At 24.8% G+C, this 23,536-nt stretch carries 20 protein-coding genes; 4 read left to right on the top strand and 16 right to left on the bottom strand.

The features are described from left to right. Nucleotides 1-117: 117 nt before the first annotated feature. Entirely contained in the window at nucleotides 118-660 is a 543-nt protein-coding gene (locus tag T523_RS00815) for a DUF2115 domain-containing protein (RefSeq protein WP_042706982.1), read from the top strand. 263 nt (nucleotides 661-923) lie between these two features. On the opposite strand, the gene T523_RS00820 is transcribed toward T523_RS00815, so the two are convergent. The 7 genes from T523_RS00820 to T523_RS00850 form a co-directional block, all read right to left on the bottom strand. After that, on the bottom strand, nucleotides 924-2,417 hold the full coding sequence (locus tag T523_RS00820) for a glutamate synthase-related protein (RefSeq protein WP_042706983.1): 1,494 nt from the start codon (nucleotides 2,415-2,417) through the stop codon (nucleotides 924-926). A 14-nt stretch (nucleotides 2,418-2,431) separates the two neighbouring features. After that, on the bottom strand, nucleotides 2,432-3,112 hold the full coding sequence (locus T523_RS00825; RefSeq protein ID WP_042706984.1) for a GltB/FmdC/FwdC-like GXGXG domain-containing protein: 681 nt from the start codon (nucleotides 3,110-3,112) through the stop codon (nucleotides 2,432-2,434). A 73-nt stretch (nucleotides 3,113-3,185) separates the two neighbouring features. Beyond that, on the bottom strand, nucleotides 3,186-4,109 hold the full coding sequence (locus T523_RS00830) for a class II glutamine amidotransferase domain-containing protein (RefSeq protein WP_042706985.1): 924 nt from the start codon (nucleotides 4,107-4,109) through the stop codon (nucleotides 3,186-3,188). Next, nucleotides 4,097-4,681, bottom strand: a complete 585-nt coding sequence (gene pdxT / locus T523_RS00835; protein ID WP_042706986.1) for a pyridoxal 5'-phosphate synthase glutaminase subunit PdxT — start codon at nucleotides 4,679-4,681, stop codon at nucleotides 4,097-4,099. The genes T523_RS00830 and pdxT overlap by 13 nt, the downstream gene beginning before the upstream one ends. Before the next feature lie 536 nt (nucleotides 4,682-5,217). Continuing rightward, nucleotides 5,218-5,688, bottom strand: coding sequence for a HEAT repeat domain-containing protein (locus tag T523_RS00840; RefSeq protein WP_042706987.1), 471 nt, complete (start codon nucleotides 5,686-5,688; stop codon nucleotides 5,218-5,220). 415 nt (nucleotides 5,689-6,103) lie between these two features. Next, nucleotides 6,104-6,631 carry a hypothetical protein gene (locus tag T523_RS00845; RefSeq protein WP_042706989.1) on the bottom strand — a complete coding sequence of 176 codons (528 nt, stop codon included), beginning with the start codon at nucleotides 6,629-6,631 and terminating at the stop codon, nucleotides 6,104-6,106. A gap of 514 nt (nucleotides 6,632-7,145) precedes the next feature. Continuing rightward, a complete protein-coding gene (locus T523_RS00850; protein WP_042706990.1) occupies nucleotides 7,146-7,526 on the bottom strand; it encodes a winged helix-turn-helix transcriptional regulator in 381 nt (126 codons plus the stop codon). 528 nt (nucleotides 7,527-8,054) lie between these two features. Between T523_RS00850 and acgM the strand changes: the two genes are divergently transcribed. The 3 genes from acgM (at nucleotide 8,055) to T523_RS00870 (ending at nucleotide 10,826) form a co-directional block, all read left to right on the top strand. Next, the gene (gene acgM, locus T523_RS00860; protein WP_042706994.1) at nucleotides 8,055-9,080 is read left to right on the top strand and encodes a radical SAM/SPASM domain protein, ACGX system; all 1,026 of its coding nucleotides are present in this window, start codon (nucleotides 8,055-8,057) and stop codon (nucleotides 9,078-9,080) included. Next, entirely contained in the window at nucleotides 9,025-10,077 is a 1,053-nt protein-coding gene (locus T523_RS00865; protein ID WP_198016017.1) for a zinc-binding dehydrogenase, read from the top strand. Before acgM ends, T523_RS00865 begins: the two co-directional genes overlap by 56 nt. 137 nt (nucleotides 10,078-10,214) lie before the next feature. Further along, complete coding sequence (locus T523_RS00870; RefSeq protein ID WP_042706996.1) at nucleotides 10,215-10,826, top strand: 4Fe-4S binding protein; 612 nt, start codon at nucleotides 10,215-10,217, stop codon at nucleotides 10,824-10,826. Between the two features lie 72 nt (nucleotides 10,827-10,898). Here T523_RS00870 and T523_RS00875 read toward each other — a convergent pair whose 3' ends face one another. The 9 genes from T523_RS00875 to T523_RS00915 form a co-directional block, all read right to left on the bottom strand. Next, nucleotides 10,899-13,580 carry a PEP/pyruvate-binding domain-containing protein gene (locus tag T523_RS00875; RefSeq protein ID WP_052334582.1) on the bottom strand — a complete coding sequence of 894 codons (2,682 nt, stop codon included), beginning with the start codon at nucleotides 13,578-13,580 and terminating at the stop codon, nucleotides 10,899-10,901. A gap of 424 nt (nucleotides 13,581-14,004) precedes the next feature. Beyond that, nucleotides 14,005-15,531 carry a class I adenylate-forming enzyme family protein gene (locus tag T523_RS00880; protein WP_042706997.1) on the bottom strand — a complete coding sequence of 509 codons (1,527 nt, stop codon included), beginning with the start codon at nucleotides 15,529-15,531 and terminating at the stop codon, nucleotides 14,005-14,007. A gap of 238 nt (nucleotides 15,532-15,769) precedes the next feature. Further along, entirely contained in the window at nucleotides 15,770-16,777 is a 1,008-nt protein-coding gene (gene aksF, locus T523_RS00885; RefSeq protein ID WP_042706998.1) for a homoisocitrate dehydrogenase, read from the bottom strand. 241 nt (nucleotides 16,778-17,018) lie between these two features. Then, nucleotides 17,019-17,900, bottom strand: coding sequence for an acetylglutamate kinase (gene argB, locus T523_RS00890; protein ID WP_042707000.1), 882 nt, complete (start codon nucleotides 17,898-17,900; stop codon nucleotides 17,019-17,021). Nucleotides 17,901-18,057: 157 nt separating this feature from the next. Beyond that, a complete protein-coding gene (locus tag T523_RS00895; protein ID WP_042707001.1) occupies nucleotides 18,058-19,080 on the bottom strand; it encodes an alcohol dehydrogenase catalytic domain-containing protein in 1,023 nt (340 codons plus the stop codon). A gap of 151 nt (nucleotides 19,081-19,231) precedes the next feature. Beyond that, nucleotides 19,232-19,936, bottom strand: coding sequence for an IspD/TarI family cytidylyltransferase (locus T523_RS00900; RefSeq protein WP_042707002.1), 705 nt, complete (start codon nucleotides 19,934-19,936; stop codon nucleotides 19,232-19,234). 301 nt (nucleotides 19,937-20,237) lie between these two features. After that, the gene (locus tag T523_RS00905; protein ID WP_042707003.1) at nucleotides 20,238-20,759 is read right to left on the bottom strand and encodes a nitroreductase family protein; all 522 of its coding nucleotides are present in this window, start codon (nucleotides 20,757-20,759) and stop codon (nucleotides 20,238-20,240) included. A 181-nt stretch (nucleotides 20,760-20,940) separates the two neighbouring features. Next, the gene (locus tag T523_RS00910; RefSeq protein ID WP_042707004.1) at nucleotides 20,941-21,861 is read right to left on the bottom strand and encodes a manganese-dependent inorganic pyrophosphatase; all 921 of its coding nucleotides are present in this window, start codon (nucleotides 21,859-21,861) and stop codon (nucleotides 20,941-20,943) included. Nucleotides 21,862-22,160: 299 nt separating this feature from the next. After that, a complete protein-coding gene (locus T523_RS00915) occupies nucleotides 22,161-23,078 on the bottom strand; it encodes a carbon-nitrogen hydrolase family protein (protein ID WP_042707005.1) in 918 nt (305 codons plus the stop codon). Between the last annotated feature and the right edge of the window lie 458 nt (nucleotides 23,079-23,536).

Here is a 23,536-nt window from a genome sequence, read left to right on the forward strand (position 1 = left end):
TAAATTTAAATATTGTTTATAAAAAATTGAAATTTAGAATAATAATATATAAAACAGAAAAAACATTAAATTTTAAAAAGAATAATAATTAATTAATAATAAATTAAGTGAAAAACCATGTCTATATTTAATGAATTAAGAGAGCTTAAAAATGATATAAGTAAAAATGATGTATTAAAAATCATTAAACAATATGCAAGAAAAATGAGATTATATGATGAGATGATTGCATCAACATACCTAAGAAAAGAAGGAGAATATATTCAAAAATCATATCGTGAAGAATATCTTAAAGTTACAATAAAATATTTTTTAGGAAGACTTGAAAGAATAAAAAATGATAATAAAAATTATCCAGAAAATATTAATAAAACTAAGTTTTTAAATTCATTAAATATACTAGAAAAACAATATAATGAGCAAATGAAAGAAATAGATTCAGAAAGTAATAAAACACCACTTATGTATACTATAATATCAATATATACAACATTTATTTTAGAAGAACCTATACATCCAATTAATACTCCATTCCCTGCAAATCAAAAAATCATATTAAAAGAAGGTATTTACTATTGTCCTGTAAAACATAATAATATTAAAAATCCAACTGCATTATGTAAACTTTGTATTGCTCATGAAATTGAAGAATTAAATTAGAACTTATTAAAAAATTGATTCTATTAAAAATTAATTTTATTTAAAAATTTAATATCCTCTAAAATCTATTTAAAATTAAAAAATCTTAAAAATAAACTTCTTCAAAAAACAACATATTTAAAAACCAAAAACAAAATTTAAATAAAATTAAACAAAACTAAAATAAAAACTAAAAAAAGAGATAAATACTTAAAAAAATGAAGTTATAAATTTAAAAAAATTAAATTAGTTATAAAAACTAATTTAATAGCTAATAAGAGCAATTAATGCATCCATTCATTACCTGCCATTGGAACTCCACTTAATGCAGAAGCTTCAAGGGTTAATGCTCTTAAATTTTCTTTTTCTAATTTTGAAAGATGTGTGTTTCCTGCTTGTTGTACTAACATACAAGCTTCATCTGTCATAGCTTTAATATAATTAGCTACTTGTTTTCCAGCTTGTTTAACATTTAATCTATGTCTTAACTCAAGATTTTGAGTTGCAATACCTTTTTTACAAGTACTTGTATGACATTGTTGACATACTCTACAACCAATTGCAATAAGAGCAGCAGTAGCAATATATACAGCATCTGCACCTAAAGCCATAGCTTTAGCAACATCTGCACCAGATCTAATACCTCCTGCAATAACAAGGTCAACATCTTCTCTAAGATTGATTTCTCTTAAAGCTTTATCTGCTTCTACAACAGAAGCAAGGGTAGGAATACCAGAATGTTCCATAATAACATCAGGACCAGCACCAGTACCACCTTGCATACCATCTACTACAACTACATCAGCACCAGCTTTTGCTGCAATTTTTACATCACTAGCAACTTTACCTGAAGCAAATTTAACCATAATAGGTACTTTCCAGTCAGTGATTTCTCTTAATTGTGAGATTTTCATTGCAAGATCTTCTGGACCTACAATATCCATATGTCTTGCAGGAGATAATGCATCAGATCCTTCTGGTATCATCCTAATTTTAGCTACATCTGCAGTAACTTTTTCACCTAAAAGGTGTCCACCCATACCAGATTTTGCTCCTTGACCAATTTTAATTTCAATTGCATCACCTTTATTTAAGGTATCTGCAGAAATTCCAAATCTTCCAGATGCATATTGTGCAATAAGTTTATCTGCAAGATCTCTTTCCTCATGAAGCATTCCACCTTCACCAGTATTAGTTGCAGTACCAGCAAGAGAAGAACCTATAGCTAATGCCATTTTAGCTTCTTTACTTAATGCACCAAAAGACATTGCTCCAATCATAATAGGAGTATCAATTTTTAATGGGTTTTCAGCAAATCTACTACCAAGAACAACATCAGTTCCACAAGGTTCACGATATTTATCTAAAGGTGGTCTTGATACTTGTGCAGGAGTAATTACTAAATCATCAAATGTTGGTATTTTCCTTAATGCACCAGTACTCCTAATTTGATATTTTCCAGAATCAGATTTCCTAACAATCTCCATCATATCAGGATATTTCCATGATTCCCTATAATCTTCAGGAATAGCTTCAACTTCAATAGCTTTATTTGGACACATTTCCATACAGATTCTACAACCAACACATCTTTCAGGATATACTGCATAAGGTTCACCATCAACTACTTCATAAACATTATGAGGACAGTTATTTACACAGGAGAAACATTTATGACATATTTTTTCGTCTCTGTCATCACACATATACCAACAGCATCCTGGCCTATTAAAACTTCTTTTACAAAGTACTGGACTTCTTTTTACTTTATATGGCACTTTACTCTCCTCCCTTAATTTTTACCATAAATTGGTCTTGCACTTTCTGGTATAATTTTTGTAAATTTATCATAATCTTCATCTTTTAATTCAAAGCCATAATGTTCAAGAATTTCTTTTAATTCTTTTTTATCTTCATCAGTAATATTAATGATTATAGCATTTTTACCTAAACTTTGAACATCACCTAAAACAAAGATTTCACCACGAATAATAGATTCTGCTGCATCAGCACCTAAATTACCTAGGATAATCATACGACCACCCATCATAAATATACCAGACATGAATCCAGAGTCACCACCAATAATTACAGTTCCTCCTTTCATGATTTCTCCAGTTCTTGAACCTACACCTTTTTTAACTACAAGTGTTCCACCATAGATACCTTGTCCTGCACCATCACCTGCAGAACCATTTACTATGATTTCACCACTAGTCATATTATCTCCTACAAACCATCCTGCGTTACCATTAATTGTTATATTACCTTTATCAAGCATAGTTCCAGCAAAATAACCTGCAGAACCTTCAATAACAATACTAGTATCTTCAACAAGACCTGCAACAAGATAATGATCTGCTCCAGGATTTTTAATAATAATTTTATCAAATTCTTTTGCATATTCTTTAATTTTTGAATTTAATTCACGAGGAGTAAGTGAGGATGCATCAATTTCAATTTCATTAGCCATTAAATCACCTTTATAAAATTTTAACTTATTTTAATTAATAACTGTTTTATTAACTAAATACCAAATATAATAATTAAATCTCAAATACTCTAACTTCACCAGGATAAATTTGCTCAACTTCACTAGTATCAATTACTTGTCCAAGTGAAACTTCTTCTGAAGCTATTGCAAATATATCATCATTTTCTGCCATTACTCCAGGTCTTAAACCTAATTTATCTTTAGCAATACCAATACCATTAGGAGTTGCTACAATATAAGAAAATGGTCCATCCATATCTTCTACAGATTGTTCTAAAGCTTCTTCTAATGTGTAACCAGTAGAAATTTTATCTGCAATATAATGAACTAAACATTCAGTATCATTATTTGTTTCAAAAATATGACCTTTCCTTTCTAAAGTATCTCTAACTTTCCAATAATTAGTAATTTGTCCATTATGTACTAAAGAAACATCCCTTAAAATATATGTTTGGAATGGATGAGCATGATATAAATCTACTCCACTTTCTGTAGAGAATCTAGTATGTCCAATTGCATGAGTTCCCATTATAGAACGAGTATCATAATTATCTGCAATTTCAAGAACAGAACCTACATCTTTAATCATCTGAAAGCCATGTTCCCCATTAATAACAACTACTTTATCATTAATAGAATCAACATCTTGTATAAGAGGTTTTAACATTTTAAATTCATCTAATTGAATTTTACATTGATATAAACATGAGTTCTCAGTAGTAGACATTAATTTATCTGCTTTAATAGGTGAAACCATATTAATTTCATCTTTAACTGTTCTTAATAATTTTTTACTGTTTTTTTCAAGTTGAATGTTTAAAATATATTCATCATCTTTAAGACCTAAACCACCATATAATGCAAAACCTGCTGAATCAGGTCCTCTATGTTGAAGTGCATTTAACATGTTGGTCATATCATTACCAATATTATGCAATTTTCCATCTTTATATACAATTCCTGCTATTCCACACACTGTAAAACCTCCTTTAAAAAGTATTCATGAATCCTAGTATCATCAGTTAACTCTGGATGAAAACTGCAGGCAATATTATGTCCTTGTTTAATAGCTATAACCTGATCATCAAGAGTTGCTAATACCTTTATATCATCTTTTGTTTTATCATAACTTGAGATTGCTGGAGCTCTAATAAAAACTCCATTAAAATCTTCTCCAAGGAATTTAATATTTGATTCAAATGAATTTTTTTGAGATCCGAAAGCATTTCTTTTTACAACTATGTCCATTAATCCAAGTAATGGTTGATTAAAATCAATTTTTTTAGCAAGTAAAACCATTCCAGCACAGGTACCAAAAACAGGTATATTATTTTCTTTAATTATTTTATCTATACCTCTTTCAAAAATGATTTTACCAATAACTGTACTTTCTCCTCCAGAAATAATAATTCCATCACAAGATGCTACATCATCAGCATAACGTACATTTTCACATTCTGCATTTATACCTAAATTTTCTATTGCTTTTTTTGTAATATCATAATGTTCGCTAACTGCACCTTGTAAGTTTAAAATTCCTATTTTCATTTTATATCTCCTAAGTTTTTAATAAATAATAATGATAAATATTTGCTTTAATAAATAGTATTTTAATATTTATTTTTAATAATTAATAAATTTTATTTTAATTCATTATTAATTAAAATCAAAACAAATAAACAGGACTTATAAATTTAAATTAAATAATATAAGTTCAATCTTTATTTACAAAAAATTATTTTAAAGAAATTTTAGATTGATATAAAATTTTACTTAATCAATAGAAAAAGTAACCATAATAATATTTACTTTTATAATATATAAAATTGGCGGAAAATAGCTTCCTATTAATTAAAATTTTTATATATTCTTTCAAATTCCATTTAAAATTAATAGAAAAATTATAATAAAAATAAAAAAATGTACAAAAAAATATATAATATTCAAAATCTTAGAAAATATAATGAAAATTAAAAATTTTAATATAAAAATATTAAGTAATTTTAATAAAATTTAAACTAGAAATATAAAAAATAGTAAAATAATCTTATAAACAGAAATTAATAAAGAAAACTAAGTTAAAATTAGTTTCCTTTTTCAATATTTGCTATTGCGTTTTTTGCACCTGCTTTAACAAAACCACTTTCATCATCTAATAAAGCATTTAATGCATCAAGTGCTTCTGGTTTTTTCATACTTCCTAAAGCCCAAGCAGCTGCACCTCTAACTCTCCAATCTTCATGATCTAAAATTTCAATTAAAGAATCAAATGCTGGTTCACCAATATGAACTAAAGCAGTAGATGCTTCTCTTCTTACAAATTTATTTTTATCTTCTAAAGTATTAATTAATGGTTGTATAGCTTTTTCATTTCCAATATAACCTAAAGCTTGTGCAGAATATCTCCTAATATTTTTATTTCTATTGTTTAATGCTTCGATTAATGCATCTAAAGATTCTTCACTTCTAATTTCAAGTTCTCCAAGAGCAGCTTCTCTATCTAAATCATCTTCAGTTTTTAATGCATTGATTAAATCTTCAATTGTTTCTACCATTATAACCACCTTTAATTATAATTATATTGTTTATAATAATTATATAATTCCTCTACATATTTCTATATTTAATTAATATAATATTGTTATATATGGTATAAAAATGTTTCGACTATATACGAACAAAATATTATAAAAGTTTACTAAAAAATAAATTAATATAAAACAATTCTTAATATAATAAAATTAAATAAAAGATATTCAAGAAAAAAATAGCTTAGAAACCAAATAAAAAACTAAAACAACCAACATACAATGAAAAAATAGATTAAAAACCAATAAAAATTAAGATAAACTCACATATAAAAAGATAATCTATAAAAAAACTTAAATTTTAAATTAAAAAAAAGTTTAAATTCATAAAAAAGCATTAAATATTAAAAAATATCTAAAAATCAAAAAATGGATATAAAGATTAAATAGGTTTATATCCACTATCATTAACAATTTCATTTAATTGTTCTGAAACTGTACGATTTGTTGGATTAGAATTATAATATGTACTATTAACACATAACTCTAAAATATATAATTTATCACCATTTTGACAGAATTCAATATATTCAATAATACCATCAAGATAAGATCTATTAACAAGATATGTATTATTCACTTTACTAACAGAATAAGAATATTCATCAGTAGTAACATTATTAGAAAACTCCTCTTTTTGAGTTTGATTGATTCTTTGAATCAATAAATGATAACAATTACTTGAATTTGAAGATTGATTATTAGTTGTTAAAATAGCAAAATTTGATGACTTATTAACAACCTTATAAGTAGATGGTACTGTAAAACTTGAATTATCTACAGTAACAGTATATTTAAGATTAGTATTGTTAGTAACATTATTATTAAAAATAAATTCATTAATAATCAAATATCCAGATAAAATTATAATACAAATAACAACAATAAAAATTATCTTTTTATAATTCATTTTAATAAGATTCCTCTTTTAAAGTTTAATATCTAAATTATTCAATAAAGATACTATAAAATTATATATAATTAATAACTTATAGTATTTATTATTTTTATAAAAATTTAATAAAATTTATAAACAATTAAAAAAAAATAAGAACAGAAATATAAAATAATATAAAATTAAAATTTTATGAAATTAAATATAAATTAATTATAATATAAAAAGATTTAATATTTAGTGAAATTAAATTTTTTAACAGATTTTAAAAAGATTTAATATTTAATGAAGTTAAACTTTTTAACAGATTTTTCTTAAAATTATTCTAATTTTTTTAAATTTAATTTTTAAGTACTGTTTAAAAAATAGAACTTCAACATACCCCACTAATAAAATTTTAAAATACTTTTTTAATCATGAATTTAATTAAATATCTAAATTTAAAATGATATAAAAAAATAATTTAATACATTAATCAAATTTTATAAAAATTAAGATTATTAATGTTTAAAAGATGTAAAAAAAGAAATTATTCAATATTTAACTTTTCTTTAAATAATTTTTTAAGAAATTCCCTTGTTTTTTCATCATAATCTTTATTTGTATTAAGAGTATACATAGCAAGCTCATAAATAACTTTATTTAAAGCTTTTCCATTATCTGTAAGACGGTATTCAATATCTAATGAATCATTAGGATTAACAAATCTTTTAATTAAACCATTTTTCTCCATATCTTTAAGACAACTAGAAAGAACTTTATTAGATAATTTTGGTTTATCCTCTTTAAATTCATTAAAATGAGATTTTCCAAAAAACATGTCCCTAATTAACTGAATTACCCACTTTTTATTTATTAAATTCATAGTTAATTCTACAGGACATTGATTTATACCTTTATTATTCACCATAATAAAAACCTTATTTTCTTATACTATAATAATTATCTATTTAAATTTATTAAAGTAATAAGTAACTTTTTAGTAACTTATAACAATTAAATATTAAATAAAATAAAGGTTACTTAATAGTAACTTCCTAATTTATAAACAGAAAAATTAAAGAGTAATATATAGAGATATTAAACTTTTTAATATTAAAAAGAAAATATTTTTTAAAATAGGAGACAATAAAATGTATAAATTAAATTCATGGAATAAAAATGAAAATTTTTTTAATAGTAAAATAGCTGGAAACTATATTAAATCTACCATTTCAACTGCTTGTGGAAGTGAAATAAATACTGCATGCGGCAGCGAAGTAACCGCAACAGCATGCGGATCAGAAATCAACACAGCATGTGGTAGTGAAGTAACAACTGCATGTGGTAGTGAAAAATTAAACTAAAAATAATCAATATTGTTTTTATTTAATAATTGATAGTATTACTATCAATTAAACTTTTTTTAAAGATTTTATTTTACGGAGAAACCTATAAAATGACTAATTTTTTTGCATTTCAATTTCATATTACAGATGATTGTGACCAAAGATGTAAACATTGTTATATATTCTCAGAAGAAAATAATAAACCTATTTTAACAATGCCTTATGAAGATGTTAAAAAAACAATAAATAATTGTTTAAAAATGTGTAAAGATGTAAATAGAATACCTTATTTTTCAATTACTGGTGGAGATCCCATTTTACATCCAGACTTCTGGAAAATATTAAAATTATTAAAGGATAATAAAATAAGATTTGGAATACTTGGAAATCCATTCCATTTAAATAATGAAACTTGTAAAAAATTACATTCTTATGGATGTGAATTCTATCAACTTTCAATTGATGGATTAAAAGAAACTCATGATTATTTTAGAAAAGAAGGTTCATTTGATACAACAATGGAAAAAATAAAATGTCTTAAAGATAATAGAATTCATGCAAATATTATGACTACAGTATCTAAAACAAATATTGATGAAATTCCTAAAATTATTGATACTGTAGTAAAATATGATGTAGATTTATTCTCTTTTGCAAGATATTGTCCAACAAGCTATGAAAAGATTTCACAAATAAGTCCAGAAGAATATCACCAATTATTAGATAAATGTTGGAATAAATTCGAAGAATATAAAGACAAACATACTAATTTTAATTTAAAAGACCATTTATGGACACTTTATCTTTATGAGAAAGGATTATTTAAAATTCCTAAGGATTTAGACGATGATGTAATATACGATGGTTGTAATTGTGGAAACTCACATATGACAATACTTCCAAATGGTGATGTATATGCTTGTCGTAGAATGGATAGTTATATAGGTAATGCATTAAAAGATTCTATGACTAAAATCTTCTTTGGAGATAAAATGAATTATTATAGACAATATGAAAAATTTGAAAAATGTTCTAAATGTGAACTACTTAAATTTTGTAGAGGTTGCCCATCTGTAAGTTATGGATATACCAATGATTTTTATTCTCCTGATCCTCAATGTTGGAAAAAGATTTAAAGATGATAACATGAAAGCAGTTGTGATTAATGAAACATGTAAAGCTGAAGATTTAAAAGTTAGTGAAATAGAAATTCCTAAAATTAAACCTAATTGGGTTTTAGTTAAAGTAAAATCATTTGGAATTAATAGATCTGAAATTATATTACGTGAATATGAAGCAGATGAAGATTATATTAATTTACCAATAGTCCCAGGAATTGAATGTGTTGGAGAAATTATTGATGAAAACAATAGTAAATTCAATAAAGGAGATTTAGTTATAGGTTTAATGGGTGGAATGGGAAGATCATTTAATGGTAGCTATGAAGAATATACATTATTACCTGAAAAAAATGTTTTTAAAGTAAATGAAAAAATTAAAAACAATTTAAGTATTGAAGAAATTGCTTCAATTCCAGAAACCTATTTTACAGCATATGGATCATTATTTGAATCATTAAATTTAAAAGAAAATGAAACAATACTTATTCGTGGAGGAACAAGTACAGTAGGTCTTGCAGCTTGTAAATTAGCAAAAGCAAAAAGAAGTACTGTAATAGCAACAAGTAGAAAAAAAGAAAATATAAAAAATTTACTTGAAAATGGTGCAGATTACGGAATTATTGATGATGAAAACCTTAAAAAAGAAATAGATAAAATATGTCCTAATGGAGTAGATAAAATATTAGAACTAATTGGACCAGAGACTATGGAAGATTCTATGAAAGTATTAAAAAAACATGGAATCTGCTGTGTTACAGGAATCCTAGGAGGTATTGAATATATAAATCAATTTGATCCAATTAAATATATCCCTAATGGAAAATGTCTTACTTCCTTCTTTAGTAATTATCCAAATCAAGAAATAATTGATAATATTTTTAATATGATAATAGATAACCATATTAAAACAAAAATTTCAAAAGTTTATACTTCTTTAGAAGATATAAAAAAAGCACATAAATTAATGGAAACAAATAAAGCACAAGGAAAAATTGTTTTTAAAATAGCATAAGTTAATATCTTTCAAATATCACAAAATTTAAAGATAAAATTTATTTTAATTTAAAAATCAAAATAAAAAGTTTTAAAAAAAATAATACATAGAATACCATATTTAATTTATATAAACAATATATAAAAGGGAAAATCATGTCTAGTAAAAAAGAATGTTTAAAACAAATGAGAAATGTTATAGATGGTGTATTAAGCACTGTTGATTCTGAAGGAAATCCTCAAAGTAGAGTCATTGATATAATGCATATTGATGAAGAAACAGTTTATTTTTTAACAGCACGTGGAAAAGATGTTTATAGAGAAATAATGAATCATCCACAAATTAGTTATCTTAATTTTAAAGATAATAAATCAGTAAGAATTACAGGAACTACTAAAAAATTAGAAAACCAGAAAAAATGGATTGACCTTATGTTTGAAGAAAATTCATATATGAATAATGTTTATCCAGGAAATGCACATTATATTTTAGAACCATTTAAAATTACTGATGGAGAAATTGAATTCTTTGATTTAACACAAAAACCAATTTTAAGAGAACATTTTACTATTGGAAAAGGTGAAATTACTGAAAAAGGATTTTACATAAGCGAAGAATGTATAAATTGTGGTTTATGTATCAAAAATTGTCCACAACAAGCAATTATCAAAAAAGAACATTCATATATTAGAAAAGAACATTGCCTACACTGTGGTTTATGCTTTGAAAATTGTCCAGTTCAAGCAATTAAAAGATTAAACCCATAATTTTAATTTTTTATAAATTAAAAACTTATTTTCTAAACTCAATAAACTTATAATAAAATTATAATGAAGTAATTATTTATTATTAATTACTTCAGTATTACGTGTATCTTCATCTAAAATACAAATACTTTCATCATTTTCCATATCATGATAAAATTGAAGTATTTTTCCTTGATAAAATTCAATTACTTGAACCATATCATAAATTTCATCACTAAGTTCTGAATCTATTTCTGGTAATTTATTTGTATATCCTTCAAATAAATCTTTATTATATTCAATTCTTGTTTCATCCTCAAATAATGATCCATAATATATATCTGATTCTACAAGGTCTTGGAACATGTGACTACCAAAGGAAAGCTCTGGAATATATCCAACTTCACTATATGATTCTTCAAGAATTGCTGAAAAATAACTTATATCTGCAAATGTAACTGGAATTCCAAGTTCTGGTGAAGAAGTACCAAGCCTTCCAGGAACTATTAACATTGCATTTTTATTATTATTCTTACAATAAGTGTTAATTTTTCCAATTATTGTTGCAATTGAACTTTTTTTAGCATATGGATATTCATAGTATAATTTTGGATTTACATAAACTAAAGTATCTATTATATCTTTTCTTGATCTACCCATTGATGAATTAATAATATGGAAATATACTTCATCTTTTCCTTCTGGGATTTCAATATTCTCATTTGATGTTGATACTTGAAGTGGTCTACATTGTAATAAATTAATTACATAAGAATTATTTTCACCTACATTAATTGTATACTCAATATCTACATGATAATTATATGCAGAATCCAAAGTTTCAAGTAATTCTTTCATTGTTTTTGTAAATTTATCATTTTGAGTTAAACCTTTACAATTTACAAAAACCACTTCCCTATCTTGACCTCTTTCTCTAAATTTACGTTCTGCATCGTTATCATGTTCTATTAAAACTCTTTTTGCATAAGGAGGTATAATTTTTAAACCTTCTAAAACAGGTGTTTCTGCAATTTTAACATTTTTTAAATCAAGTAAATCAAGATAATGTTGTGAGTGTTTATGTCTTTCAATTACATCAGGTTCAATAATTGCATTTGGTTTATCTAAATTAACAATTCTAGGATAATCTCTTAAAGTTCTATCTACTGCTTTTGTACCAAGACCCATTACAAGTCTTAACATTCCAGTATCATGATTCATATCAGGAAGTGGTGTATAAAGACTATATGAAAATCCTACACCTGCAGCAGTTGGGAAAAAATAATCTCCATAATATGAACCTGAAACCCTTTGAACAAGTAAAGCCATTTGTTCATCTTTATTATCTAAACCATTGATACGTCTATAATCAAGTGCAGATATATTCATTGTACTTGCATAAACCCTTTTAACTGCATCTTCAAATGCTTCTAAACGTTCTTCAAGAGTACCTCTATTTACACAGAATATAGATTCATATTTTCCTGCAAATGCATTACCAAAACCATCTTCTAAAAGACTACTTGATCTTACAATAATTGGGCTTTGACCAAAATATTCAAGTATTCTTCTAAATTCTTCTTTAATTTCTTCTGGAAAAGTTCCTTCCCTTAGTCCTTTTTCTAATTTTTTACCAGATTTATAATATCCATCTTTTGTCCTTTGTTCAACACGAATATCCCACAAATTATTAGAAACAATATAAGTATAAAACATGTCTGAACCTATAAAAAAGGAATCATCAGGTTCAAATTGTGAATAAATATCTGGTCTATCTTTTTCAATGATTTTACGAGCAAGTAACATACCACAACTTTTACCACCAATCATACCACTACCAATAAGGCGATCATAAATTGTAAAGTAATCTTTTGCACTAAAATACTTTTTAACTTTTTCTGCCATATCTTTTTCTTTAGTCATTAGCATATTACACATTTCATCACATTTATCAGTTATATCTTCACCATTTTCATATTGTAATAATGCTAATTGAAAAAAACGTTCCCAACTATCTGTATTTTGTTTATTATGATATGCAGATGCTTTATTAACAATTTTATAAAAGTTACTTACTTCCATACCATCAGTTAATGCTTTTAAATTTTTAGTTTTAGGTTCATACTTATGTCCTAAAAACATTTTCTGTGAATATCTATTCCATACTTTTAATGGGTGTATATAAACATTAGTTTTATCAGAATAAATATCTAAAAATAGTTGTGTAGTTTCACGAATTTTAGCAATTGCTTCAAAAGAATGTTTTCCTCTAATAATAGGGAAATATGCAATAGTATCTAATGAAAATAAATAAGGACAAGTTACTTTAAAAAAATTTCCCATCATTAAATCAGTAGACCATACAGATTGAAGGTCAGATAAACAGTCAAATACATAAAATGCATTTTTACCTTCTTTTGTAATAATATTATGAACTTCTAAAGTAAAAGATTCAAAAAGATCATTTGGATTTACTCTATATACTTTAATACCATTATGTTCAATCATTGAAAATTCATTAAATTCATTTTCCCTTTCTTCTTCTAATTTTTCTAGCTCATCCTCACTTAAATTAATAAGTGGTTCATGCTGACCAAAATTAATATAAATCATGTTTCTATTATCTTCTAAACCTTGTTTTACAAATGGTTCAGCGAAATATTTAAATTCATCTAAATTAGAAACTTGCCATACTACATTATCACCTAGACGAATATTATCTAATGTTTCATCTAATTTAGGAATACCTGATTTTACTCTATCAAAAGCACTCATAATAAAACTTCCCTCTGTTTATTTAATAAGAACATTCTTTAATTCTAGAAAAATATAATTAATTACTTTATAGAAAAACGGTGCTTTATTTAATTTACTTAAATAAAACTTATAAATAGGATTTCAACAAAGTTTTATTATTAATATACATTCTTATGTAATTTCTATATAATATTTTTGAAAACTTAATTCAATAAAAAAATAGTTATATAAACCATATATTTAAAAAAAAGTTATGATTACTAAAAAAGGTATTAAAATAAATAATCATTACTAAAAAATAATATTAAATAAATATAATTTACTAAAAAAAGGTATTGAAAAAAAATATAAAAAAAGTATTAAAATATTATTAAGGTATTGAAATAATATAATTTACTAAAAAAGAAATATAATTTAAAAAATAAATTAAAAAGAATATAATTTAATCAGTATTTGCATAAATATTATATTCCTCTTTTAATTCTCTTCTAAGTAATTTCCATCCATTTACCCTTGGAAGAGTACTTGTTGTGAAATATTTACGTGGAACTTTATATCTTGCAAGTTCACTACGTGCATATTTATCAAGATCTGCTTTTAATTCCTCTTCTTTATCATCATCATAAACATCTTTTTTCCATATTACTGCTGCAACTGGAAGTTCTCCTCTATGACAATCATCTATTGAGAAAACAGCAATATCCTCAACTGCTGGATGTTTAATTAATATTTCTTCAACTTCAGTAGGATATATTTTCCATCCACTCATTACAATCATATCTTTTTTACGATCTGTAATAAATAGTCTGTTATCTTGATCTATATAACCAATATCCCCAGTTAAAAACCATCCATCATCACGAAATGCATTTTTTGTAGCTTCTGGCATTTTCCAATAACCACTTGCAACTGCAGGTCCACGTAAAGCAATTTCTCCTTGTTCATATTTTTCCATTTCTTTATCTGCATTATCAGGATCTACAATTTTAACTTCTGAAAAACAAACAGGATGTCCTACACTTTCAAATCTATCTGCACTATAATAATCTTCTGGTCTAATTACTGTACCAGTTCCAATTACAATAGTTTCACTTAATCCATATGCATTAATAACAGGTATTCCATAAATATGTTGGAATTGTTTCCATATTTTTTTATGTAATGGTCCTCCACCAGATATAATTTCACGTACTGAATTAAATTGTTTAGCATATTCAGGGTGAGTTGTTAATGTATGAATTACAGGAGGCATTCCAGCAAGTACTGTTACTCTTTCTTCATCACATAACTTCCTATAATCATCAATATTATACTGTTCCATCATTATATATAATGCTCCACAACTAAGAGCAGAAATTGCCCATGAAAGACCTACATGAGCCATAGGATATATTATCAATGCAACATCACTTTGTTTTAATGAAAGAACATCTGCTTCATTATGTATTGCACTAAACCAATTACCATGAGTAAGCATAGATCCTTTAGGTTTACCTGTTGTACCTGAAGTATATTGAAGTTGACATAAATCATCCCAATCTGTTGTTTCAGCAGGTAAAACTTCTTTTTCTCTGTATGATTCAATTTCTTCTGGTTTAGGTATATAAGAATCAATTCCTAAATGGTCAATTACTTCTTTAGCATCATCATCAGTAACTATAAGTTTTGCATCTGCATTATCAACCATATATTTTAATTCATGTTTAGTAAAAATCCTATTAGTTGGTATTACAACTGCACCTATTCTCCATCCTGCTAATATTGTAAATAAATATTCTGGACAATTTTTTAAGTATATTAAAATTCTATCTCCTTTATTAATACCATTAGATTTTAATATTCTTCCAATTTCAGATATGATTGATAATATTTCTCCAGATGAATATTTAGTATTACGTTCAGGACAATAAAATACATCTTTTGATAGACGTTTACTATTTGCATCTAAAAATGTAGTTATGTTAAGTATTTAAACTCCTCCCATCTATTATTTCCATATATCTTTTATTAATTATTATTTTAATTTAAAAATTAAATTTAATTATAATATAAACTTAAATCTATTAAATAATCTAAAACTCAAATCCACCAAATAATTCAAACCTCAAAAAACTCAAAAATTTAAATCCATTAAATAATTCAAACCTTAAAAAACTCGAAATTTAATTAATAATATTAATCTATTTAATTTAGGATAAATATTTTAATTATTTTTCTAATTCTCTTAAATTACATACAATAGCATCAGCCATTTCATATGTTTTATTATTTCCACCTAAATCAGGAGTTCTAATATTTCTTTTTCTTAAAACTTCACGACATGCTTTTTCAAGAAGTTTAGCTTCATAATCATATTTAAGATATTTTAACATCATACTTGTAGAAAGTAACATTGCTATTGGATTTGATATGTTTTTCCCTGCAATATCAGGTGCTGAACCATGTACTGGTTCAAATAATCCATTATCATCACCAATATTTCCACTTGGTGCAAGTCCAAGTCCACCTACAAGTCCAGCAGCTTCATCAGATAAAATATCTCCATAAAGATTTCCTGCAACAATAACATCAAACATTTGTGGATTTTGAACAATAAACATTGAAGTTGCATCTACATAATAATCATTAGTTTCTATATTTGGATATTTTTTAGCTACTTCATAGAAAGTATCTCTAAATAAGCCATCTGTTTTTTTAAGAACATTTGCTTTATGTGAAGCTACAACACTTTTTCTATTATCTTTTATTGCTTCTTCAAATGCAAGTTCACAGATTCTTTCTGATGCTTTTTTTGTAATTATTTTATTTGCAATTACCCTCTCATCTTCTTCAATAACAGTTTCATCTTGTGAATATAAACCTTCAGTATTTTCACGTACTATTAAAAAGTCAACATCATCATAAAGACAATTTACTCCTTCAAAAGATTTAATTGGTCTTAAATTTCCATATACATTTAATTCTTTTCTTAAAGTTACAATTGGACTTTTTTGTCCTGGAGTAGATGTAATTGCTCCAAATAAAGTTGCATCTGATTTTTTAGATTGTTTTATTGTATCCTCTGGAATTGTTGATCCATTATCTTCAAAACATTCTCTTCCAGCAGGCATTTCTGTATAATCAAAGTTTAATTCAAAGTAATCTAATACATATAATGCAGCATTCATTACTTCTTTACCTATTCCATCTCCTGGAATTGTAGTTATATTAATCATTTTCTCACTATAAATTTGATTTTAGACATATTTTATAAAATTTTAAAGTTATTTAGAGTCCGTTGAAAACTATTTTTTATAAAAATTTAAACTTAATTAATATTTGAAAATCAATTTTAAGAAAGTTTATTTATAAAAAATGTCAAGAATTTCAACAAACAGTTATTTAAAATCCTTTTGAAAACATTAAATTAAGATAAAATTAAGTTTTAATTAAAAATAAATTAGAATTAATCTAAATCTATTTATAAATCATAGTTCCAATACCACCATCAGTAAATATCTCAAGAAGTATAGAATGAGGTATTCTACCATCAAGAATATGAGCAGATTTAACTCCATTATTAACTGCATCTACACATGTTTCAATTTTAGGAATCATACCTCCAGAAATAATACCTTCATCAATTAAATCAGGAACTTCATCTACATGAATTCTATGAATTAAACTATTTTCATCATTAGGATCACGTAAAACACCTGGAACATCTGTTAAAATAATAAGTTTTTCTGCACCAACACTTTGAGCTATCTCTCCTGCTGCAGTATCTGCATTAAGATTTAATGTAGAACCATTATCAGAAATTCCAATAGGTGCAATTACTGGAATATAACCATTCTTAGTAAACATTTCTAAAAGACTATGATTTACACAAGTAACTTCACCAACTAATCCTAAATCAATTTTTTCAGTTTCACCAGTATTTACATCGGTGAAAAATTGAATAGGTCTTTTTTTAGCATGAATAAGTTCTGAATCTTTTCCAGAAATACCGATACCTTTTCCACCATGAAGATTAATTTGAGAAACAATATTAGTACTAATTTTACCAACAAGAACCATTTTAATAATTTCCATAGTTTCTTCATCTGTAACACGAAGACCTTTAATAAATTTAGGTTCTTTACCTAATCTATCCATAGATCTAGAAATTTCAGGTCCTCCTCCATGAACTACTATAGGGTCCATACCTACATATTTTAATAAAACTGTATCTCTTGCTGTGGAAGCCATAGATTCATCATCAACCATTGCATGGCCACCATATTTAATTAGAATTTTTTTATTGTGGAATTTTTTAATATAAGGTAATGCTTCCACTAAAATATCAACATTTTCCATAGTATCACTAAAAATAAAAAGTAAAATAATAAAGAATTCTCTTTAAGAATTCTATAATAATAAATTCATATATTTATAATTTTAAAATTCAATATATAAAAATATATTTAAAAAAATAGACAAAATTAGATAAAAAATAAAAATAAAAAATATTAAACTATTTATTCCAAAACATTATGGTTTTACCAAAACGTAAATTAATATCTTTATTAAATGCTTCATCAACATCATTTAAAGAATTAACAGTAATTACATCACCAACAAGATTTTCAAGATAAGTTAATATTTTTGGGTATTTTTTATATAATTTAAACACATCTAAAAAGTCTTCACGACCACTTCTACTAACACCAAATATATGTAAACCTTTTGATAAAATATCCCTTGTATTAATAGGGACCTTATATTCACTAACTCCTAAAAGACAGATTGTACCTTCAGGTTCTATTAAATCAATAATTTGATTAATAGCATCCTGTGAACCTAAGCCACCAACACATTCAATAGCATGATTAACTTTTAAATCATATGGAATATCATCAACTAAATAAGCACCATCAACAAAAGAAAATAAATTTAATTTATCCCTATGAACACCAAAAACATAAATTTTTGATTTAGGCATTATAAACTTTAAGATTAAAGCAGTGATATAACCAAGATTACCATCACCCCAAACACCTATAATGTCTCTTCTTGAATTTCCAATTAAATTAAATCTTTTTATAGCATGAACACTTACTGAAACAAATTCTGTAAAAGAAGCAACATGAAGATTAATATCTTCTGGAAGTTTAATAAGACGATTACTATCAATTATAACATAATCTTCCATAAATCCATCTAAATCACTAGAACGGAATTTTGATGATTCTAAATAATTTTCAGCAATTAAATCATCATGTTCATAAGGAGTATTTGGTATCATTACAACCATATCACCAGGTTTAAAAGTGTTTGTAAAGTCTTTTACAACTTCACCTATTGATTCATGAATAAGAGCCATAGGTAATTTTTTAGATAAAGTTTGTGAAGAACGTTTTCCCTGATAATATCTTTGATCAGCATGACAAATAGATAGATACTTAGGTCTAACAATAACCTTATCTTGTGTATCTACATCTACATATACTTCCTCAAATAATCTAGGAGATACTAATCTACACACAGTATTAATCATAAAAACACCTTAAACAAGAAATTATTATTTAAATACAATATATTATTTATAAATAAATTACTACTTAAATACACCAAATACTAACTTAAAAACCAACAATAACTAAATACCAATTAAATATACCATATAACACCTAAAAAACATATAATAATTAAGATTCTTTTAAAATAGCATTAGCAATTCTTAAATCATAAGCATAAGTAATTTTCATATTTGTTAAATCGCCTTTTACTAATGAGATTTTCTCATTTTTAAGTAAGAATATTTTACAAGCATCAGTTAATATTTCTTTTTCAGAATCTGTTAATTTATTATATAGTTCTTTAAGTTTTAAAATCTTAAAAGATTGTGGAGTTTGACCTTGATATAAGATATCTCTTCTTGGAATATTTGATACAAAACCATTATTCCTACTTTCAACAATAGTATCTGTTGCAGGAATTACAGTATCACATGCACCATATTCTTTTGCAGCTTTAATATTTTCTTCAATAATCCTATATGTTACAAATGGCCTTACAGAATCATGAGTTAAAATAATATCATCATCAGATAAATCATAATTTTCTTCAATATAATTTATAGCAGACATAATAGTATCATTTCTTAAAGTTCCACCTTCTATAACAACAATATTATCAGCATCAGGAATATATTTTTTAATAAGATTATTAGTGTGATTAATCCATTCTTTTGGAGTTAAAACAATAACTTTTTCAAAAACATTATTAATATAAAATTTCTCAATAGTATGGATTATAATAGGTTTAGAACCTAATTGTAAAAATTGTTTAGGTTTTTCAGTATTACCCATTCTTGTACCATTTCCACCTGCTAAAATAGCTGCAAATATCAAGTTTAAAAATCCTCCTATAAAATTACAATTATTATAGAATTTATTTAATTTAATATTTATTATTTATTAAAATAGTAAAATAATTAAAAAAAAGTATATTTTTATTATAAAATATCTAAATAACTTTGATTTAATATCTATTACTAATTAAAATAATAAAGAGTAAAAAAACTTATTTTATCATAAACTATCTAAAACAAACATGATTGACATTTATTACCAATTAAAATAATAAAGAGTAAAAAAACTTATTTTATCATAAAGTATCAAAAAATAAATTTAAAATTAAAAAAAATAGAATTTATAAAATATATTTAACTTTATCTTTACTAAGATTATTGAGATTATGTGGTTTTTTAACCTCATTAGGAATTCCTAAAGAAAGAATACCTACAATCCTATAATTATCATCCATTGAAAGAATATTACGTGCAATTTTTTCACTACTTATATCATCTTTAGAGAATCTTAAATGCATTTGAGTCCAACAAGTACCAATTCCAAGACTAACTGCCATTAAATCCATATAAGTAAGTGCAATTGAAGCATCCTCAATCCAAGTATCTGCTTTAGTACTATCAGCAAAAACGGCAATTGCAACATTAGCATTTGCTAACATCTTTGAACCAGAAGCTTTAGTATGAGATAATTCTTCAAGTACTTCTTTATTTTTAATTACAACAAATTCACAAGGTTTTCTATTTCTACTTGTTGGAGCAAGAAGACCTGCTTCAATGATTTTTTCAATTTTATCATCAGAAATATTTTCATCAGTATATTTTCTTATACTTCTTCTTTTTAACATAATGTCAATTAATTCCATAATTAATAATATATTTCTAAAATAAATAAAATTTACATCTAAAATTAAAATTAAAAGTTGACTAAAAAATAAGTAAAATAATCATAATAATTAAAAAAAGAATTAAAATAGCTAAAAATAATAAAAAATATAAAAATTAAAAAAATATTTAATAAAAATGAAATAAATTCAAAAAATAAATTTATGCATTTTCAGTCATAATTGGTACAACTTGTTTTTTACGAGATACTACTCCTTTAAGTAAAGCAGTATTATTTTCTAATTTAACACCATAAGCTTTTTCTACAAGACTTGCATCTTTACCAAGAGCAATTACTTGAGAATTACTATTTATAATATCAGTGATTAAAAGCATAAATAAATCTAAATCTTCATCTTCAATGATTTTTTTAATTCCTTCTTCTAATTCATCTTGCATTTTCATAACTTCACTAATATCAGCAGTGTTAACTTGATTTACAATAGATTTAACATCTTTAAAATCAAGTTGTTTAGCATCTAAACTTAATATTTCTTCAATTGAAAAATCAGATAAATCAGTACCTGCTTTTAACATATCTAAACCATAAGTCTCATAATCAACATCTGCAATTTTAGCAAGTTTTTTAACTGCTTCTTTATCATCATCAGTAGTAGTTGGTGATTTAAGAAGTAAAGTATCTGATATAATAGCAGATAACATCAATGCTGCAATATCTTTAGTAACTTCAATGATGTTTTCTTCATAAAGTTTTAATAAGATTGTTTCAGTACAACCAACAGGTTCTGCCCTATAAAATAAAGGATAAGAAGTTTCTAATGCAAGTTTATGATGATCTACAACTTTTTTAATATTTGCATTTTCTAAATTATCAACAGATTCTTTTGGACTATTATGATCAACTAGTATAACATCTGCATTATCTTCAACTTTTTCAATAAGTTCTGGTGCATCAATATTAAAATAATTTAATACATATTCAGTTTCTTTATTTAAATTACCAAGTCTACAAGCAACAACATCATTATTTCCTAATTCTTTTTCAAAATTAGCCATTACTAAACTTGATGTAATTGAATCAGTATCTGGACTTTTATGTCCAAAAACGTATGTTTTTCCCATAACTCTCAATCTCCATAAATTTATAAAAAAAATTGTTGAAAATCTTTAAACATTAAATTTAAAAAAATTATTAAATAATGATATAATTAAAATCTTAAGGGTTTCAACAAATCTAAAATAATTATAAAAGTAATCATAAAATTACTATTATTAAAATATTTATTTATTTAATAATAAATAATTAATCTTTTTAATGGTTTTTTTAAAAAAAAATAGTAAATTTAAAATAATAAAATTATTATTATAAATTTTATAACTTGCTTAGAATTTAATATTTAAGAATATTTATAAATTAGAAATCAATCATCATTAAATTTAAAATCAAAAACATCTTGTCTTGAATAATGACCACAAACATCAAATTCCATTCTACTTTCAATAATTTTATTCATATAAAGATCAGCATAGATAATACCTTCTTTATCCCATAATGTTTCTGAAACTTCATGACCATAAGGATCTATTATACAAGTTCCACCTTTACATACAGTATCATCTAATTTAGATAATATTTCATCATCTGTTGACTCTGGATAATCTGATTTTTTAAATACCATATTACAATTTATAAAGTAACAATGTCCTTCAATAGCAATATGTCTTATTGTATTTTGCCATTCTTGATTATCATTAGTATTTGGAGAAATATATATTGAAATACCTTTTTCATATAATGCAAAACGTGCAAGAGGCATATAACTTTCCCAACAAATTAAATTACCTACTGGTCCCCATGGTGTATCCATTACAGGGAAATATTCTTTATTTGCATCACCCCAAATAAGACGTTCTGAACCAGTCGGTTTTAATTTACGATGATTAAAAGTTTCTCCTTCTGGTGAAATCATCATATTAGAATTATACAATGTAGAAGTTTTTGAATCTCTTTCAGAATAACCAATACTCACATAAACATGATTTTTAACAGCAGTGTAAACTATTTTATTCATTTCAATACCATCAAAAATAATTGAATTATCATAATAATTTTTCCAATCTTTACGAGATTCATTATCCCTATTTCCAATAGTAAAACCAAAATTCATACCATAAGGATAACCTGGAATAAATAGTTCTGGAAATACTACAAATTCTGCACCATTACTTGCACATTCTTCAATAATAGAAATGACTTTTTCAAGACATTTATCTTTATCAAACATTATTGGTGTTGCTTGTACAACTGCAATTTTACAAATTGATTTTAAATCTTTCATATAAATCATCTTTAAAAATCTAAAAATTATTAAAATATATTTATAATATAAAATAATAAATTTTTGGATTAAATAATTAAAAAAACAAAAACAATAAACTAGATAAAATAAATTTAAACAATAAAAAAAACAGCAAAACAAACTCAAAAACAATAAAAAAAACAGCAAAAACAAATAAAATAAACAAAAAACAAACTCAAAAACAATAAAAAAAACAGCAAAAACAAATAAAATAAACAAAAAACAAACTCAAAAACAATAAAAAAACAGCAAAAACAAATAAAATAAACAAAAAATAAACTTAGAACAATTAAAAATTATATTATTAAAATGAAATAAAAAAAGTAAAAATTAGATAAAAACTAAACTATCGTTTTTTCCAGGTTTGTTTAGCTCCTCTACCATGTTTACTTCCAGGTTTTTTATAACCAGATTTAGGTCTGGTTCTTTTATTGGTT

It is taken from the genome of Methanobrevibacter wolinii SH, from assembly GCF_000621965.1.
Lineage (GTDB): Archaea > Methanobacteriota > Methanobacteria > Methanobacteriales > Methanobacteriaceae > Methanarmilla > Methanarmilla wolinii.